Origin of the sequence: Prosthecobacter sp., from assembly GCF_044222565.1 — a bacterium.
In the GTDB taxonomy this organism is placed as follows: Bacteria; Verrucomicrobiota; Verrucomicrobiia; order Verrucomicrobiales; family Verrucomicrobiaceae; genus Prosthecobacter.
The window spans coordinates 109,442-125,857 of sequence record NZ_JBGANA010000013.1 but is presented as its reverse complement, the minus strand read 5'-3'; the positions used below and the strand labels follow the sequence as shown (position 1 = coordinate 125,857).

Sequence of the window (16,416 nt, the reverse complement as noted above, 5' to 3'; positions counted from 1 at the left end):
CCACGGCTTGACTCTCCCCTCTGGCTCGCTTGAGATTGCCCGTCCGCGCCATGGAACTGATCTCGATCGTCGAAGCCCTTCTTTTTGCCACCCAGGAGCCCCTGGGTGTGCCGCAGATGTGTGCCGCCGTCAAAGACACGGCCAAGGACATTCTCGATGCAGCTGCCGAGTCCGCCGGTGAGGATGGACGGCCGCAGATGCAGATCCCGGACTGGGTGGCCCCGCTGGCTGCAACGACAGAGGAGCAGGTTCGTGCCATTCTCGATGAACTGATCGCGCGCTACGCAGCGGAAAAGCATGCCTTCACCCTCGTGGAGCGTGCCAACGGCTGGCGCATCGCCGCTCGTGGCGAGTATGCGGAGTGGTGCCGTGCGCTTTACCCCGGCAAGAAGGTGCAGCGCCTGAGCCAGCCCGCGTTGGAAACTCTCGCCATCGTGGCCTACCGTCAGCCCATCACAAAGGCGGGCATCGAAGCCGTGCGTGGCGTCTCGGTGGATGCCATGGTGCAGCAGCTCATCGACCGCGGTTTGATGAAAATCGAAGGCCGTGCCGACCTCCCGGGCCGTCCGCTGCTGTATGGCACCACGGAAGCCTTCCTCGATCACTTTGGCGTCCGCAGCCTGGATGACATGCCGAATGCCTCCGAACTCCGCCGGGTCAAGCTGCCGACCGCTGAGGAATCAGCCCCTGCCGCCGATCAGCCACAGGAGCACCAGCTCTCTCTGGCACCAGTCGCTCCTGCCGCGTCGGAGGAGTCCTAACCCTTTTTTCTCCTGCGGCCCATGTCCCTCGAAGAAGTCCGCAACAAGATCGACAGCATCGATCAGCAGTTGCTCCGTTTGCTGAACGAACGCGCCGAACTCGTCCATGCCGTGGGGGAGATCAAACGCAAGGATGACCTCGACATCTACGTGCCGGGCCGCGAAGACAAGCTCCTGCGCAAGCTGGCCGAGATCAACCGCGCGCAAAACGGCCGCCTGACCGAACGGGCCATCCGCGCCATTTATCGGGAGATCATGAGCGCCGCTCTCGCGTTGGAAGACAGCCTCAAAATCGCCTACCTCGGCCCCACGGGTTCCTGGACCCATCAGGCCGCAGTGAATAAATTTGGCCACTGCGTCGAATACCTCGCGGAAGCCAGCACCGAAGGCGTCTTTGGCTGCGTGGCCACGCAGACGGCCGACTATGGGGTGCTGCCCATCGAGCACTCCACCGAAGGTGCGGTGCATCATACACTGGACCATCTGGCGGACAGCGCTCTGCAGATCTACGCCGAGATTCTGTGGAAGGCAGATGCCGCCGTCATGGCCCAGGGTCCGCACAGCAATATCACGGAAATCCATGGCCGTGCGCAGATGCTCGCCCATTGCCGTCCCTGGCTCTCCCAGAGCTTTCCGGGCGCCCGGTTGGTCGAATCCGCCAGCTCCAGCGCCGCCGCCACCCTTGCCGCGCAGAATCCCTCCGTGGCCGCCCTCGGCACCCCCCTGAGTGCGGAGCTGCACGATCTGCGCGTCATTGCCACCTCCCCGCGCGAATACGCCACGCAGACCCGCTTTATCATCCTTGGCCGCCGTTCCGGCCCGCCCTCAGGCAATGACAACACGATGCTCATGATCCATTCCAAGGATCGCGTGGGCGCGCTGATGGAGGTCCTGCAGGTCTTCGCCTCCCGCAACGTCAACGTCCGCCAGATCGAAAACCGCCCCACCACCAGCGGCAATGAGGCCCGCTTTTTCCTCGAAATCAGCGGCCATCACTCCGACACCACTCTCAGGCAGGCCATCACCGCCCTCGAAATCGAAGGCATCGCTGTGCAGGTCAAAGTCCTCGGCAGCTATCCGGCCCCAGGCTGGGTGGAAGAAAGGTGACGAATTCAAACCCGCCATGATGCGTTGGATTCTCCCCCTGCTTTTCCTCACGCTGCCGCTGGGAGCGGAAGACACGGAGAAGCCTTTGGAAAAAGCCGCTCCGTGGAAGACGGAGGACTACGGGCGTTTCACTTCGGAGACGTTTCGCCTGCATCCGCCAGTGCTGCGGGTGATGCAGCGTGACAGGCTGGATCTGGGCCTGCTGAGCGCGGCGATTTTTTATCTGACCAATGCAGAGCGTGAGAAGCACCAGCTGCCGCTGTTTCAGACGTCGCTTGCCTTGAGGGCATGCGCCTACGGGCATTCGCAGGACATGGCGACGGAGAATTTCTTTGCCCATGAAAATCCGTTCGAATCCGAGAAGCGCACCCCGTGGCAGCGCATGGATGCCAAAGGGGTGAAAAGTGGTGAGAGGGCGGAAAACATCGCCATGCGCACCTCGAACGGCCTGACCTATCTCGCGTTCGCGGAGGAGATCGTGAAACTGTGGATGAATTCGAAGAGCCACAGGGCCACGATCCTGAACCCCAACCTGCTTTTCCTCGGCTGCGGTGTGAGTCCCTGCACCTGCGCCAAATTTCACATCTATGCCACGCAGAATTTTGCGTCGGTCGTTCCGTGAGGCTGCGGAAGATCAACGGCTTCGGGCCACTCGAAACCCGACATAAGAGGTCGGACTGTCTCCGGGAAGGCTGAAACGGCTCGCACAGCGGCCTTCGCCGGCTGTATGCCGCCAGCTGCCGCCGCGGATGACGCAGGTTTTGCCCAGGTCGGGGCCATGGGGGTTGTTGCTCACTTCCACAGTACTGCCGTACTTGGGTTCATAAAAATCCCAGCACCATTCAGCCACGTTGCCCACCATGTCGAAGAGGCCGAATTTGTTCGGCTGAAACATGCCTGTCGCCATGGTGTAGGGTGGGCTGCTGAGCGCGGCGGCGGAGACACCGGTGCGCTGACATTTGTCATACGGTATGGCCGGAGATCCATGGTAGTTGGCCTGCTCCTGCGTGATTTCGTTGCCCCACGGAAACCGCATGCCGGCCTGGCCGCCACGGGCGGCAAACTCCCATTCTGCCTCCGTGGGCAGGCGATATCCATTGGCCTTCCAGTTGACCTGCTGGTTTCCCACATCGGCCAGCCCGCTCCGAACGACCCTCTGCCGGCTGATTTCCATGTAATAACAAGGTGTAAGTCCTTCTTTCTCACTGAAGGCATTGCACCACTTGATCGCGTCTCCCCACTTCACGCCATAGACAGGATGGTTTAACGCTTTGCCAATCCCGGCTGGGATGTCTGGATAACCGTGTTCCCGCCCCCATAACATCACTTTGTCCCATAGCTCCAGAGTGACTTCGTGTCTGCCGATCATGAACTTGGACAGGCTGACCTTGTGAGGCCGCGCATCCGCCAGGTCGTCCAGCACATCTCCCATCAAAAAATCTCCCCCAATAATCGCAACCAGTTCCGGTTCAGCTGGCTGAGGAGCTGCAGGTTTCACCGGCTTTGCAGGGACTGGGTCGGCAGGGGCGGGGACAATGACAGGGATAAAGACAAAAACGGGTGCCGGGACAAGAACAGGGGCGGCAACGGGGACAGGGGCGGCAGCAGGCGGAGGAACGGCGGCTGGGGGAGGAAGGGTGGCGGGGGCTGGGGTGGCTGCTACCAGTTGCACCTTTTGCTGCGGATTACGACCCCCGGCGAAGTAACCAAGCAGTGCCGATACCGCAATGCTTGCTACCAAAAGCCAGGACGGAATCAGTCTGCGCCTGTTGCGCATCGACGGACGGCTGTAGAATGGCCTCACCTCTTCGACCACGGATTCAATATCCAAGGACGCCTTCTTCTCACTGCAAACCGGTTCCTGCCGACAGTGATCCCCATCACTCGAAGGAACGAGTTGCGAAGAGTCTGCTGCATCATCTTGGGAGAGCATGACGATGGAGTAGTTCGGGAGGTGATAATTCTTGAGCACTTCTGCGCCAGTTTTCCCTTAGAGGAATGATACTAACACTTAGCGCTGCCCGAGGTGCTTTTCACGAAAACTTTGAGAAAAAATGTCCGGGGAACACTTCCCCGGGACATCGTTTTCTACAAATCCTTGCTCTGGTCGGACTACGCCTTTGCGAGCGCTTCGAGCACTTTTGCGACAGTGTTTTCGACGCTGAGACCATGCTTTTTCCGCAGAACAGACGGAGTGCCGTGCTCGACGAACTGGTCGGGCCAGCCAATACGCACCACCGGGGTGTGGATGCCGGCGTCGCTGAGCTGCTCAATGACACCCGCGCCGAAGCCATTGCGCAGGACATGGTCTTCAAGCGTGCAGACGACCTTGACCTTTTTCGCAAAGGAACTGAAGCAGTCCATGTCGAGAGGCTTGATCCAGCGCGGATTGATGAGCGCCACGGAGAGGCCCTTGGCTTCGAGTTCTTTTTTCGCGGCTTCAGCCACCGGGAACATGTCTCCGAGGGCGATGAGAGCGACGTCGTTGCCATCAGCAATGACTTCAGCCTTGCCAATTTCGAGGCGGACGGGCTTGTCCTTGGGCATGATGCCCGGGCCATTCCCACGAGGATAGCGGATGGCAATGGGGCCGGCTTCGTAGTGGGCCATGGTCCAGAGCATATCCACGAATTCATCTTCGTTTCGCGGCTGCATGTGGACGATGCCGGGGATCCCGCGGAGGTAGGCGATGTCAAAGAGGCCGTGGTGCGTGGGACCATCGTCACCGCTGAGGCCGCCACGGTCCATGCAAAGGCGCACCGGGAGGCTCTGAATGGCCATGTCATGCACGATCATGTCGAACGCACGCTGCATGAAGGTGGAGTAGATGGTCAGGAAGGGCTTCAGGCCACGGGTGGCGAGGCCGCAGGCAAAGAGGGCGGCGTGCTCTTCGGCAATGCCGACGTCGAAGTAGCGTTCCGGGATCTCTTTTTTGAAGACGCTGAGGCCGGTTCCACCGGGCATGGCACCGGTGATGGCGACGATTTGTGTGTCGGATTTGGCAAAATCGGTGACGCTGCGGGCGAAAACCTGGGAGTAGGTGGGCTTGTCGCTGGCGGGGGTTTCGCCGGTTTCGATGGTGTATTTGCCGAGGCCGTGGAATTTGCCGGGGTCGTTGAGGGCAGGGGTGTAGCCGCGGCCTTTTTCGGTGATGATGTGGAGGATCACCGGCTCATCCTGAGTTTTGAGGAACTCGAAGGTCTGGATGAGGAGGGGGATGTTGTGGCCGTCGATGGGGCCGTAGTAGCGGATGCCGAACTCGTCGAAGAGGGAGCTGCGGTTGGAGGGTGTCTGGCTCTGGGGGAGGAGGATGTTTTTGGCGTGGTCCTCGACCTTTTTGGCAATGCGGCGCACGTCTTCGCCGAGCATGAACTCGAGCAGCTTGCCAGCTTTCTGGTGAAGGTTGGCGTAGGCGGGGTGGGTGGCGATGGTATTGAAGTACTTGGCGATGGCGCCGACGTTACGGTCGATGGACCACTCGTTGTCGTTGAGCACACAGATCAGGCGTTTGGTGTGCGCGGCGACGTTGTTCATCGCTTCAAACACAGGACCGCAGGTGAAGGCGGCGTCTCCGGCGACGCAGATGACATTTTCGTCTCCACCCACGAGGTCACGACCGGTGGCCATGCCCAGGGCGGCGGAAAGGGCGGTGCCGGCGTGGCCCGCGCCGTAGCTGTCGTGCTCGCTTTCCGTACGGAGGAGAAAACCGTTCAGTCCATCGTGCTGGCGGATGGTGTGGATGCGGTCCCAGCGGCCGGTGAGCATCTTGTGGACGTAACCCTGGTGGGCGACGTCGAAGACGAAGCGATCCTTGGGCGTGTCGAACACGCGATGCAGGGCGATGGTCAACTCCACGACACCGAGGTTGGGGCCGAGGTGGCCGCCGGTCTGGCTGAGGGTCTCGATGAGCGTCTTGCGGATCTTCTCGGCAAGGACGGGCAGTTTCTCAAGCGGGAGAGCTTTGAGGTCGGCGGGGGAGATGATGTCGGGCAGTTGGGTATCCACAGGTCTTAAAAAAGTCGGATTTCTCCACCTTCTGTCTCGGCGTTTTTACGGCGGCGGGCTGGAGGGCGGGGCTTTTCGGTGTCTTCGGCGTTGTCGTCGTTATCCTCGCCATCGTCAAATGATGTGAGCGAGGCTTTGCCACCTTCGAGATCGGCACTGATGAGATCGACGCGGCGGCGGGCGCCGTCGATGCGCTGGCGGCAGAGCTTGAGGAGGCGGACGCCGTCCTCGTAGCTGGAAATCATTTCCTCCAGGGAAAGCTGGCCGTCCTCCATGCCGGCGACGATTTCATCAAGACGCTGCATGGCGTCTTCAAAGGAAGGTTCGTCGGACTGGGGGGAGGGTTTGCTCATGGGACAATATCGGTGCCAAAGAAGGCAAGGAAGGGCGGCCATTATCAGGGCTTCGCAGGTGGCCGCAAGCAGGAAAAGCCGGGCATGACAAGGTGCAGAAGGAGGAAGTGGGTAACCTATGGAATAATTCAATAATTATTGAATTTATATTCAGGGCGACTAAGGTTAGCTTTAGCCCGTGAAGAAAATCGTACCCAGACTCAGCCTCCTTGCATGCGTCTTTGGAGCCTTTGCCTGCTCCCCGGACGCCCAGGCCTATCTGGGTGGTTTTGAGGAGCAGGACGGCTACCGGATACCGCTCAACGGGCAGATCGTTTCAGGATCGTTCGCAGGGGATGCCCAGTTCTATTTCAACAACAACCCTGGCAGCGGTTACACAGGCGTGGTGCCGTGGGGCGCCTACCCCAACACCTTCAGCGACGGAACCAACGGTCCGGACGTGACGCGCTACAATGCGGGGCAGTTTGGAACGAACAATGGCGGTCCGGGCGGAGCGGCAGCGGACATTGGGGACAACACAGGCCTCTGGCAAGCGATGAGCGGCGGAAGGCTGAACGAAGATGCTGATGCGCCCTACTACTATGGGGGCCAGTTCACGCGGGATTCGATCGTAGCCTACCGCAACACCACACCGCACGGGGGATCGCAGACTCTGAACCTGATGGCCATGGATGAGAACCTGAGCTACCGCTACAGCCTTGATTCTCGCGACCTGGGCGGGATCAATCCGGCGAGCACGCTGGGCGCTGCGATTCAGATGTCGTTCTGGGTGAAGCCCACTGACTGGGATGATCCTGACACAGGCAATCTCTTTGGGCTGTCGCTGATGGACGCGGCGAACCAGCCCGTGTTTGAAATCGGATACACCGGGGACAATTTTTTGCAGTATCGCCTGACTGGCGGCGCCTGGCAGACCACGGCCTATCAGATGGGCAGTGCAGGGTATTCTGAGATCACCGTGCTGCTGGACACCTTTAACAATACCGCCAGCCTGGACATCAGCGCCTACAATGACAACAGTTCCCTGCTGGGAGGCGACACGAGCGTGCTAAGCCAGCAGGCTCTTGGGGTGGTCAGCGGCGCGCTGACGGGGCTGCAGTGGGACCTTCGGGGCGGTTCGCTGGACAATGGTGCGGTGAGCTACATCCACAGCTTTGACGATTTTAACTTTGCCGTGACGCCGGTACCGGAGCCTGGGGGTGTCGTGCTGGTGGTGCTGGGCGCGGTGCTGCTGGGTATGCCGCGGAGAAGGCGGTGAGCTTGCTCGGGAGGGGCTGGGCGATGTGGGGGCGGGGAGACGTCCGGAGGCGCTTGGAGGACCAAGCGCCCTACCTTTGTGTGAGCCTTACCTTTGTGTGCGCCCTACGTTTAAAGCCGCCCGGCCTGTGGAGCCGGAGGGCAGGCACAAAAAAACACCCGGTCTTGCGACCGGGTGTTCTCATTGAGGAGGTGATCCTGCGCGGGATTACGCGAAGATGTCGAGGACGGGCACGCCCTTGTCGCCGACCGTGAACGGACGGTTGGAGGGGGACATGACGACTTCGTCCACAGGAAGACCCATGGCGTGGCCGATGGTGGCCTGGAAGTCCTGCGGTGTGCACTGCTTGTCAGCGACACGACGGCCTTCCTTGTCGGTGGCACCGTAAACGAAGCCGCCCTTGACGCCGCCGCCTGCGAAGACGGTGGAGTAAGCGAGAGGATAATGGTCACGACCATCGTTCTCGTTGATGTCAGGAGTGCGGCCGAACTCGGAGCCCATGACGATGAGCGTGGAGGAGAGGAGACCGTGGCTTTCAAGGTCTTCGATCAGAGTGGCGAAGACATTGTCCATGTTCGCGGCGGTATTGCCGAGAGCGGTGTCGATGGTGTTGTGCATGTCCCAGCCGCCGGCCTGGACTTCCACGAAACGGACACCGGCCTGAACGAGGCGACGGGCAAGGAGGGCTCCCTGGCCGAAGTTGTTGCGGCCATACTTGGCGCGAAGGTCGGCAGGCTCCTGGCTGAGGTCGAAGGCCTTGAGGTCTTCGCTCTTCATGAGCTTGACGGTTTCGTCGTAGAATTCCGAATAGGACTTCACATCGTCGGACTGGAACTTCTTGCGGAAGGAGGTGTCGAACTCGTCGGTCAGGGACAGACGCTTCTTGAACTGATCGTCAGAAGTGGTGGGCTTGATGTTCTGCAGGCCGGACTCCGGATTGGAGATCGGGATGGGGCTCATCGTGGTGGGGAAGAAGCCCGCGCCGGGGAAGGCGTTGCCGCTGTTCACGACGACGCTGTCCGGGAGGGTTGGTCCCTTGATACGACCCAGGAAGTGGGAGGCCCAGGCGCCGATGCAAGGATGGACGATCGTGCCACGGGGTTCGTAGCCGGTCTTCATCACATAGGTGCCCTGGTCATGCACGCCCGTCTTGGAGCTCATGGAACGGATGATGGAGAACTTGTTCGCCACCTTGGCCATCTTCACCATGGTGCCGCCGAGGCGGTCCATGTTGCCGGAACCCGAATTCGCCTTGATCGGATCGGTCGGGCCTTTGGTCGGGCCGTCCTTGGGATCCCAGGTGTCGATGTGGGTCATGCCGCCGCCCATCCAGAGGAAGATGACGTTTTTGGCCTTGCCGAAGCCGGGGGTGCCGGCACCGGTGGTGCTGCCAGCGGCAGCCAGATTCAAGGCGGGCATGACGGTCACGCCGAGAGCAGCCTGGGCGGTGCGCATCATGAAGTCACGACGAGCGATAGGGTTGAGCTTGTTAAGTTCGGATTTCATAGGGTGTAATTAAGCGCGTTGTATTAGTGTTTTGGTCTGTTTGAAATTACTGGATGAAGATGAACTCGCGGGTGTTGATGAGAGCCCAGATCATGTTGGCGTAGCCGTCATCTCCACCGGAGAGGGCGCGCTTGGCGATGTCCTTTTCCGCGAGCGTTGGGCGGCGGCTGAGGACGGAAACAAAGAGAGCCTCAACCTTCTCAGGCGGGGACTTCACCTTTTCCATGGTGCGGAAGATCAGAGAATCGCTGCTGGTGAGCATCTGCTGAGCCTTGCCGTTCATCATCATCAGAACCTGTGGAACCGAACCGGTCTTGACGCTGCCGTCGATGAGGGCGCGGGGGGACTGGCCGAAGTCGATGAGGAAGTGACCGTTGGGGGCAGGCTGCTCCAGGGTGGAGGCGCGGCGGAGGATCATGCCGTTGTAGGTGAGGGTGGCGTTTTCCATCATGTCACCTGCAGGCTTGGTGTCTGCCTTGCCTTTACCCTTGGCCTTGGTGTCCATCATCATGTCGTCGCCGCCGGCATCAGCGAGGGAACCGCCGTTGAGGGCGCGCTCTTTCTCGGCCATCTTGCGGAAGGCGTCATACTTGATCAGCACGGTCTGGGCGTCGAGCTTAGGATTGCTAAGATCGAGGTCGATGGAGCGGCTGTAGAGGTCTTCGAGGGGCTTGGCATACTTGTCGGGGTCGCCGAGCACGAGGGTCATGTAGGAATCCCAGGCCTGCTCAGCGCTCATGCGGCGGAGAAGGGGGCCCTGGAAGTAGTAAGGCTCGCCCATGGCGATCTTCTCGGAGGTGGCTTCGGACTGGTAGGCGCGGGTGTTGTAGATGATGCGCATGAAAGCCTTGATGTCGAACTTCACGCGTTTCATTTCCTCGGCCAGATGGATGAGGAGCTCAGGGTTCACCGACTGCTTTGGATCGTCGATGTTGGTGACAGGCTCGGAGATGCCCTGGCCGAAAGCACGCTTCCACATGCGGTTGGCGATGGCCATCGCGAAGCGAGGGTTGGTTGGGTCGGTGACCCACTTGGCGAAGGCGGGGCGGAGCTCTTCAGCGGACTTCATCTTCTGCTTGTAGGCAGGAAGATTCTTGTCGTTCTTGCTCCACATGATGAACTTGGGCTCGACGGGGTCGTTGGGCTTGGCGTCCGGATACTTGTAGTCATGGGGCAGCTTCATGTTGTTGGTGTCAGTGTCACCGACGATGAAACGGTTGGCGCCCATGTAGTTCTGGATGCCATTGCGGATGCGCTTGATGTCGCCGCCGCCTTTGGTGACCATTTCTTCGATCTTGGGCATCAGGTCCCGCATGGCGTTCATCGCGGTCATGCCGGAATCCTTGCTCTTGCGGTTTTCCTTCGCGCGCATGTTGGTGGTGGTGGCGCCGAAGAAGGAGGCCATTTCATAGAACTGGTGCTGGGTCCAGTCAGAGAAAGGATGGTCATGGCACTGGGCGCAGGCAACGTCCGTACCGAGGAACACGGCGAGGGTGTTGGCCAGGTTGTCGAGCGGCATGCCAGCATCGCGGAGGAGGTAGCCAGCGGCGCCGTCCTGCCACATCTTGCCCTTGGCGGTGAGCATTTCAAACACCATCTTGTCCCAGGTGGCGTTCTTCTCGATGGAGTGCTGCATCCAGTTGATGTAGGGAACGCCGCGCAGGTTGTCCTGCTCCAGGCGATCCTTCACGCGCAGCATTTCAGCGAAGTAGTTGAAGGTGTTGCTGTTGTAGCCGGGGCTGTCGAGCAGCATGTCGATCAGCTTGGCGCGCTTGTTGGGATTGGTGTCCGCAACGAAACGGGTGGTTTCGTCGTGGTTGGGAATGCGGCCCACGATGTCGAGATAAACACGACGCACGAACTGCTCGTCGTTGGCCATGGGGTTGAAGCCGGTGATGGGCTTCTTGCCGCCTTTGGCACGCTCAGGATTGGCACGAACGAGGCCGTTGGCCACGAGCCTGTCGATGGCAGCGGAGGCCTGGGCCACCGTTGCATTGGCGAGCATCACAGGCTGATCGGAAGGCTTGCTGCTTTTGGCCACTGCCTGGTCCTCTGCCGACAGCTTGGTCAGCGGGAACTTGTGAGTGGCGCCGTCTGCGGTTTGCAGGATGATGTTCTCACCATCGAGTCCGATGAATGAGGCGGTGACTTGGCGGCCGGATGTGTCCGTCCAAGTGCGAACTTCCGCCATGGCGGAGGATGCAACGAGAGCGGAAACAAGCAGGCTGCTGAGCAGTTTCGTGGTTTGTTTCATGGTGGTGTGGAATAAAAGGGGAAATACTTCCAGCGGACAAACGCGCCAGACGGACCCTCAATTAGAGTAAATTGCTGTTTTTTTGCGATTTCGGCAAGAGCAGAGGCGGTAAATGCCCTATTTTGCCGGGACCGAACGGGCTTTTTCCAGCGCAGAGGCCATCTTTTGGGCCTGAGACGGCTCGCTTTTGGCCAGGTTTTGACTCTCGCCGAGGTCCTTGGAAAGGTCATAAAGCTGGGGGCCGGGGGCATTTCCTGTCTCGCTGTTGGTGTTTTTGGATCGGGCGACCCCTGCGGTGGCGGGAATGAATTTCCAGGATCCCTGCCGGAGGGCGACTGGTCCGCCCTGTTCCAGCAGTTCGCTCCGGCCGACCTGGTCTTCACCCAGCAGGGCGGGGAGGACATTCTGGCTGTCGAGGGCGCTTGCCGGGGAGTTCTGGCCGGTCAGTGCGGCAAAACTGGCCGGAAAATCGACCTGGCAGACCAGAGCGGCACTCACGCCCGGCTTTACCTTGGCGGGCCAGCGCAGGATAAACGGCACGCGAGTTCCGCCCTCAAAGGCGCTGTACTTGCCACCACGCAGGGGGCCGGCGGGCTTGTGGGCACCGAGTTTTTCGACTGCCTCGTCTTTATAACCGTCATCGACCACGGGGCCGTTGTCGCTGCTGAGGAGGACGAGGGTGTTCTCAGCGAGACCCATGCGATCGAGCGCCGCGAGGATGGTGCCCACGCAGTCGTCGAACTGCAAAATGGCGTCCCCACGGGGACCCATGCCGCTTTTTCCCACAAAACGGGGGTGCGGCACGCGCGGCACGTGGGGATCGTGCGCGGCGAAGTAGAGGAAGAAGGGGCCGCCTTTGCTGGCCTCGATGAATTTGACGGCCTGAGCGGTGAAGGTGTCCGCCATGTCTTCATCCTTCCAAACGGCGGCCTTTCCGCCTTTCATGTAGCCGATGCGGCTGATGCCATTGAGCAGAGCCATGTCATGACCGTGGCTGGGGTGCATGCGGAGCAGTTCAGGATTGGCCTTGCCGGTGGGCTCACCGGGGAAAGGCTGCTTGTAGCTGACCTGAATGGGGTCAGCGGGGTCCAGCCCCACGATGCGGTGATCCTGTACGTAGACGCAGGGCACGCGGTCGCCGGTGGCGGCCATGATGAAGCAGTGGTCGAAGCCGATCTCGGTGGGACCCGGTTTGATCTCCTTGTTCCAGTCCAGCTCCCCATCGCCGAGTCCGAGGTGCCATTTTCCCACCACGGCGGTCTGATACCCCGCGCCTTTAAACACCGAGGCCAGAGTCGCCCGGCCAGGGGGGATGATCATTTTGGCATCGCCAGGCAGGATGCCGGTGCCCTTCTGCCGGAAGGCGTACTCGCCAGTCAGCATCGCAAACCGGGAGGGCGTGCAGGTCGCAGCGGCGCAGTGGCCGTCCGTAAAACGCAGTCCTCCGGCGGCCAGTTTGTCGATGCGGGGGGTGGCGATGGTCCTGGAACCATAGCAGGACACATCCCCGTAGCCGAGGTCGTCCGCGTACAAGAGCACCACATTGGGTTTGTCCGCAGCAAGTGCCGCGGAGACCGCCAGACTCAGGAGGAGCATGATTTTCATAGCTCAGGATTACTTCAGGGCCTTGGCGATGAATGCGGAGATGTCCGTGTGCATTTTATCCATGTCCGGACGGTTGGTGTACATCATGTGGCCGGACTCGTATTCGGCGAACTCGATGTTTCCGCGAAGCTGCTCCGGCAGCTGCATCTGGCGGACGCTGAGGAGCATGTTGTCCGGGGGGGTGACCAGATCCCGCCAGCCGACCAATGCCAGAACACGAAGGTGGGGATTTTGGGTGATGGCGCTGGCGAGCTGGCCGCTGACGCTGGTGTAGCTGTTGCCCTTGCCGTGATTCCAGCCTGGCAGCGGGGCCAGTACTTCATAGGGAAGGTCTTTTTCATAGTGCAGCTCTTCGCGGAGGTAGGCGTTCATGGAGGCTGCAGCGATGCTGCCGACCACGCGCATGAAGGGCTCGATCTGCGGGTGATTCTGCGATTCGTCGCCGTCACTGCCGGTGACACGGGCATCGTACGCGCCGAGCACGAGCTTCTCTTTGCGCAGCAGCATTTCGCGGAACAGGCCGCTGTCGATGCGCAGCTCATGCTGGTCGATCAAGGTCGGCTCAAGGCTGGTCAGACGAGCCAGTTTCTTGATCACGGCATCGCGCTCGGCCTTGGTCAGATCGCTGCCTTTGAGCAGGGCGCTGGCGTATTCGCCGAAAGCAAAGGTGCGGGCCTCTGCCACGGCCTTTTTGAAGTCTGCCTGCAGGTCGGGAGCCAGCTTTTTGTGGTAGTGAGCCGTGGCGGTCATGGCAGGGAGGCCCACCAGGAAGGGAGTCTCATTGAGCGGGCCGGGGATCAGCGTGGCATAATCCAGCAAACCGGACACGATGATGATGCCATTGAGGTACATGCGGTGGCGCTCCTGAAGATGCTGTGCGAGGCCGCCGCCACGGATGCCTCCGTAGCTCTCTCCGGCGATGAATTTGGGCGAGCGCCAGCGCTGCTCGCGGGTGACCCAGAGGCGCATGAACTCGCCTACGCACTGGATGTCTTCGTGAACGCCGAGGAATTCACTGACGGTCTTGGGATCTTCCGCACGGCTGAAGCCGGTGCTGACGGGATCGATGAAGACGAGGTCCGTCACATCGAGCAGAGAGAAGTCATTGTTGACCAGACCGCCCGGGGGTCTGGGAGGCGTGAGGCCATCGGCTGGCAGATCGACCCGCTTGGGGCCGAAGGCACCGAGGTGCAGCCAGACGGAGCTGCTGCCGGGGCCGCCATTGAAGCAGAAAGTGACGGGGCGCGTGGTCACGTCCTTCACATCCTTCATCGTGTAGGCGGTGTAGAAGACCTGCGCCGAAGGTTTGCCGTCCGGTTTCAAAATGGGCAGGGTGCCGGCCTTGGCCTCGTATGAGATTTCTTTTCCGCCGATGGTCACCTTGCCAGATGTGACAACGGGCTTGTCGCCATCGGGCTTTTTCTCGTCTTTCTTTTCCTCCTTTTTGCCCTCTTCCTTTTTCTCCGCAGGCGGGGCTTCCGGTTTGACGGGTTTTTGATCTTCGGCGGCCAAATGAATTGGCAGCGCGAGGGCCAGCAGGGGGAAAAGGAGTGGTCGGATACGCATGGTGAGAGAGCATGGCATGGGTGCCATGGCTTGAGAATCAAATTCTCACGAATCCGCCGCGATCAGGCCTGCTTGCAGGCCTTGATGGTATTGGCCATCAGCATGGCGATGGTCATGGGGCCGACGCCGCCGGGCACTGGGGTGATGGCACGGCATTTTGGCGCGACTTCATCAAAGGCGACGTCGCCGACGAGCTTGTAGCCTTTTTCGCTGGAGGGGTCGTCCACGCGATTGATGCCGACGTCGATGACGACAGCACCTTCCTTGACATGCTCCGCCTTGATGAAATGCGGGCGGCCGATGGCGGCGATGATGATGTCCGCGGTGCGGGTGATGGCGGCGAGATCCTTGGTGCGGGAGTGGGTGACGGTGACGGTGGCGTCTCCGCCTTTGCCCTTGGCCATGAGGAGCAGGGCCATGGGCTTGCCGACGATCATGCTGCGGCCCACGACGACGGCATGTGCGCCGCTGGTTTCGATGCCGGCGTCGATGAGCAGGCGCTGGCAGCCGAGAGGCGTGCAGGGGACAAAGCCGGTGGGATCTTCCAGCGCGAGCTTGGCGACGTTCACGGGATGGAAGCCGTCCACGTCCTTGGCGGGATCGATGGCACGCACGATGGCGGCTTCATCGATGTGCTTGGGCGGCGGGCTTTGCACGAGGATGCCGTGGATGGCGGGGTCGTTGTTCAAAGCATGCACATGGGCGAGAAGCTCCTCCTGCGTGGTGGTGGCGGGCAGTTCAAGCTTCACGGAGTGCAGGCCGAGATCGCGGCACTTTTTATCCTTGGAGCGAACGTAGGCGCGGGAGGCGGGATCATCGCCCACGAGGACGACGGCGAGGCCGGGCTTGCGGCCCAGCGCAGCGAGGGCGGCGATTTCGCGACGGCATTCTTCTAGTACTTTTTCGGCGACGGCGGTTCCGGAGATGAGCTGCATCTTTTCAGGTCATGCAAAGGGGGCGGGGAGTCAACCTCCGAGGGCAAAAACCGCATGCGGTTTTTTTGTGTAACCGCCCCGGAGTGGACGGCATTCGGTCCGGTGTGCGGCGATAACGCCGCGACTGATTCAAACCTAAAACACATCATGAAAAGCATCCTCATTCTTCTCACTCTCGGTCTCAGCCTCGGCAGCGTGCAGGCGCGCGACTTTGGCCGCAGCTCCTCCTTTACCGGCAAGCGCGGCACAGGCTCGCGGGTGATCTCCGGCAACGCCACGCGTGGCAGCGGGGCCAGCCGCACCGCCACCACCACGGGGGCCAAGGGCCGAACGGTGACTGACAGCCAGCAGGTGAACCGCACCGCCAACGGCCGCGCCTCCAGCGGGACCGTCACCGGCCCGAATGGCAAGACGGCGACGACCAACGGCAGCGTGACGCATGCCGACGGCACGCGCACCGCCACCCGCAGCGGGACCGGCCCGAACGGCCAGACGAAGAGCGAAACCACCACGACCACGAGGAACAAATAACTTTTTGCTTCCTGACGCATCATGAAAACACTCACTTTGACTTTCCTGGCCGTCTTCGGCCTGGCCACGGCGGTGCCTGCGATGGCGTTTGGCCGCAGCTTTGACATCGGGGAGGGGATCATCCCCGAACAAACCCGCTCCTCCATCCGCGAAATGGTGCGCACGGCGGCGCGGCACCTTTTGAACTTCCGCAAGCAGACCCCGCTGAGCGATGAGCAGAAGGCAGCGCTGAGCAAGATCCTGGCGGAGCATCGCGAGGAGATTCAAACGCAGATCAAGCAAGGGCGTGAGGCCCGCCATGCGATGGAAAAGGCGGTGAAGGAAAATGGCAGCACCCAGGCGGCTGCGGACAAGATCGGCGATGCGGCGCGTGATCGCGCACTGCTGATGGCCCGCATTGCGAAGGAGGTTCGGCCGCTGCTGACGCCGGAGCAGCAGAAGCGGATGGAGGAGGCTCGTGGCGAGATCGAGGGGCTGGTGGACGGCGCTCTCGCCTCCGCGGTGCGCTGATTGTGACTGATCCCACGGCAACGAG

General features: G+C 61.0%; 14 protein-coding genes. 6 read left to right on the top strand and 8 right to left on the bottom strand.

The features are described 5' to 3' along the window. The first annotated feature begins 50 nt into the window (after positions 1-50). The 3 genes from scpB to ACILSR_RS19375 are packed head-to-tail and all read left to right on the top strand — an operon-like array spanning position 51 to position 2,490. Positions 51-761: an SMC-Scp complex subunit ScpB gene (gene scpB / locus ACILSR_RS19385; RefSeq protein ID WP_395751451.1), complete on the top strand. Its 711-nt coding sequence runs from the start codon at positions 51-53 to the stop codon at positions 759-761. A gap of 21 nt (positions 762-782) precedes the next feature. Next, the gene (pheA, locus tag ACILSR_RS19380) at positions 783-1,868 is read left to right on the top strand and encodes a chorismate mutase (protein WP_395751450.1); all 1,086 of its coding nucleotides are present in this window, start codon (positions 783-785) and stop codon (positions 1,866-1,868) included. A gap of 16 nt (positions 1,869-1,884) precedes the next feature. Continuing rightward, positions 1,885-2,490 carry a CAP domain-containing protein gene (locus tag ACILSR_RS19375; RefSeq protein WP_395751449.1) on the top strand — a complete coding sequence of 202 codons (606 nt, stop codon included), beginning with the start codon at positions 1,885-1,887 and terminating at the stop codon, positions 2,488-2,490. Positions 2,491-2,502: 12 nt separating this feature from the next. On the opposite strand, the gene ACILSR_RS19370 is transcribed toward ACILSR_RS19375, so the two are convergent. The 3 genes from ACILSR_RS19370 to xseB all read right to left on the bottom strand — a co-directional run bounded on the left by ACILSR_RS19370 (position 2,503) and on the right by xseB (position 6,226). Then, positions 2,503-3,300: a formylglycine-generating enzyme family protein gene (locus ACILSR_RS19370; RefSeq protein ID WP_407073046.1), complete on the bottom strand. Its 798-nt coding sequence runs from the start codon at positions 3,298-3,300 to the stop codon at positions 2,503-2,505. A 680-nt stretch (positions 3,301-3,980) separates the two neighbouring features. Then, the gene (gene dxs, locus ACILSR_RS19365) at positions 3,981-5,873 is read right to left on the bottom strand and encodes a 1-deoxy-D-xylulose-5-phosphate synthase (protein ID WP_395751448.1); all 1,893 of its coding nucleotides are present in this window, start codon (positions 5,871-5,873) and stop codon (positions 3,981-3,983) included. A 5-nt stretch (positions 5,874-5,878) separates the two neighbouring features. After that, a complete protein-coding gene (gene xseB, locus ACILSR_RS19360) occupies positions 5,879-6,226 on the bottom strand; it encodes an exodeoxyribonuclease VII small subunit (RefSeq protein WP_395751447.1) in 348 nt (115 codons plus the stop codon). Between the two features lie 178 nt (positions 6,227-6,404). On the opposite strand from xseB, the gene ACILSR_RS19355 reads away from it, so the two are divergent. After that, on the top strand, positions 6,405-7,484 hold the full coding sequence (locus ACILSR_RS19355) for a hypothetical protein (RefSeq protein ID WP_395751446.1): 1,080 nt from the start codon (positions 6,405-6,407) through the stop codon (positions 7,482-7,484). A gap of 207 nt (positions 7,485-7,691) precedes the next feature. Here ACILSR_RS19355 and ACILSR_RS19350 read toward each other — a convergent pair whose 3' ends face one another. The 5 genes from ACILSR_RS19350 to folD all read right to left on the bottom strand — a co-directional run bounded on the left by ACILSR_RS19350 (position 7,692) and on the right by folD (position 15,350). Next, complete coding sequence (locus ACILSR_RS19350; protein ID WP_395751445.1) at positions 7,692-8,990, bottom strand: DUF1501 domain-containing protein; 1,299 nt, start codon at positions 8,988-8,990, stop codon at positions 7,692-7,694. A 46-nt stretch (positions 8,991-9,036) separates the two neighbouring features. Then, positions 9,037-11,244 carry a DUF1549 domain-containing protein gene (locus ACILSR_RS19345; protein ID WP_395751444.1) on the bottom strand — a complete coding sequence of 736 codons (2,208 nt, stop codon included), beginning with the start codon at positions 11,242-11,244 and terminating at the stop codon, positions 9,037-9,039. A 117-nt stretch (positions 11,245-11,361) separates the two neighbouring features. Continuing rightward, complete coding sequence (locus ACILSR_RS19340) at positions 11,362-12,849, bottom strand: arylsulfatase (RefSeq protein ID WP_395751443.1); 1,488 nt, start codon at positions 12,847-12,849, stop codon at positions 11,362-11,364. 9 nt (positions 12,850-12,858) lie between these two features. Then, a complete protein-coding gene (locus tag ACILSR_RS19335; RefSeq protein WP_395751442.1) occupies positions 12,859-14,415 on the bottom strand; it encodes a S10 family peptidase in 1,557 nt (518 codons plus the stop codon). Positions 14,416-14,477: 62 nt separating this feature from the next. Continuing rightward, a complete protein-coding gene (gene folD, locus ACILSR_RS19330; protein WP_395751441.1) occupies positions 14,478-15,350 on the bottom strand; it encodes a bifunctional methylenetetrahydrofolate dehydrogenase/methenyltetrahydrofolate cyclohydrolase FolD in 873 nt (290 codons plus the stop codon). Between the two features lie 147 nt (positions 15,351-15,497). On the opposite strand from folD, the gene ACILSR_RS19325 reads away from it, so the two are divergent. After that, positions 15,498-15,881: a hypothetical protein gene (locus ACILSR_RS19325; RefSeq protein WP_395751440.1), complete on the top strand. Its 384-nt coding sequence runs from the start codon at positions 15,498-15,500 to the stop codon at positions 15,879-15,881. Positions 15,882-15,902: 21 nt separating this feature from the next. Next, positions 15,903-16,391 (top strand): Spy/CpxP family protein refolding chaperone, encoded by a 489-nt coding sequence (locus tag ACILSR_RS19320; protein WP_395751439.1) that lies wholly within the window; start codon positions 15,903-15,905, stop codon positions 16,389-16,391. Positions 16,392-16,416: the final 25 nt, after the last annotated feature.

Excerpts from the sequence above, each read along its gene's own strand:
- scpB (WP_395751451.1), top strand. The coding sequence starts at position 51 with ATGGAACTGATCTCGATCGTCGAAGCCCTTCTTTTTGCCACCCAGGAG.
- pheA (WP_395751450.1), top strand. The coding sequence starts at position 783 with ATGTCCCTCGAAGAAGTCCGCAACAAGATCGACAGCATCGATCAGCAG.
- ACILSR_RS19375 (WP_395751449.1), top strand. The coding sequence starts at position 1,885 with ATGATGCGTTGGATTCTCCCCCTGCTTTTCCTCACGCTGCCGCTGGGA.
- ACILSR_RS19370 (WP_407073046.1), bottom strand. The coding sequence starts at position 3,300 with ATGGGAGATGTGCTGGACGACCTGGCGGATGCGCGGCCTCACAAGGTC.
- xseB (WP_395751447.1), bottom strand. The coding sequence starts at position 6,226 with ATGAGCAAACCCTCCCCCCAGTCCGACGAACCTTCCTTTGAAGACGCC.
- ACILSR_RS19350 (WP_395751445.1), bottom strand. The coding sequence starts at position 8,990 with ATGAAATCCGAACTTAACAAGCTCAACCCTATCGCTCGTCGTGACTTC.
- ACILSR_RS19345 (WP_395751444.1), bottom strand. The coding sequence starts at position 11,244 with ATGAAACAAACCACGAAACTGCTCAGCAGCCTGCTTGTTTCCGCTCTC.
- ACILSR_RS19340 (WP_395751443.1), bottom strand. The coding sequence starts at position 12,849 with ATGAAAATCATGCTCCTCCTGAGTCTGGCGGTCTCCGCGGCACTTGCT.
- ACILSR_RS19335 (WP_395751442.1), bottom strand. The coding sequence starts at position 14,415 with ATGCGTATCCGACCACTCCTTTTCCCCCTGCTGGCCCTCGCGCTGCCA.
- folD (WP_395751441.1), bottom strand. The coding sequence starts at position 15,350 with ATGCAGCTCATCTCCGGAACCGCCGTCGCCGAAAAAGTACTAGAAGAA.
- ACILSR_RS19325 (WP_395751440.1), top strand. The coding sequence starts at position 15,498 with ATGAAAAGCATCCTCATTCTTCTCACTCTCGGTCTCAGCCTCGGCAGC.
- ACILSR_RS19320 (WP_395751439.1), top strand. The coding sequence starts at position 15,903 with ATGAAAACACTCACTTTGACTTTCCTGGCCGTCTTCGGCCTGGCCACG.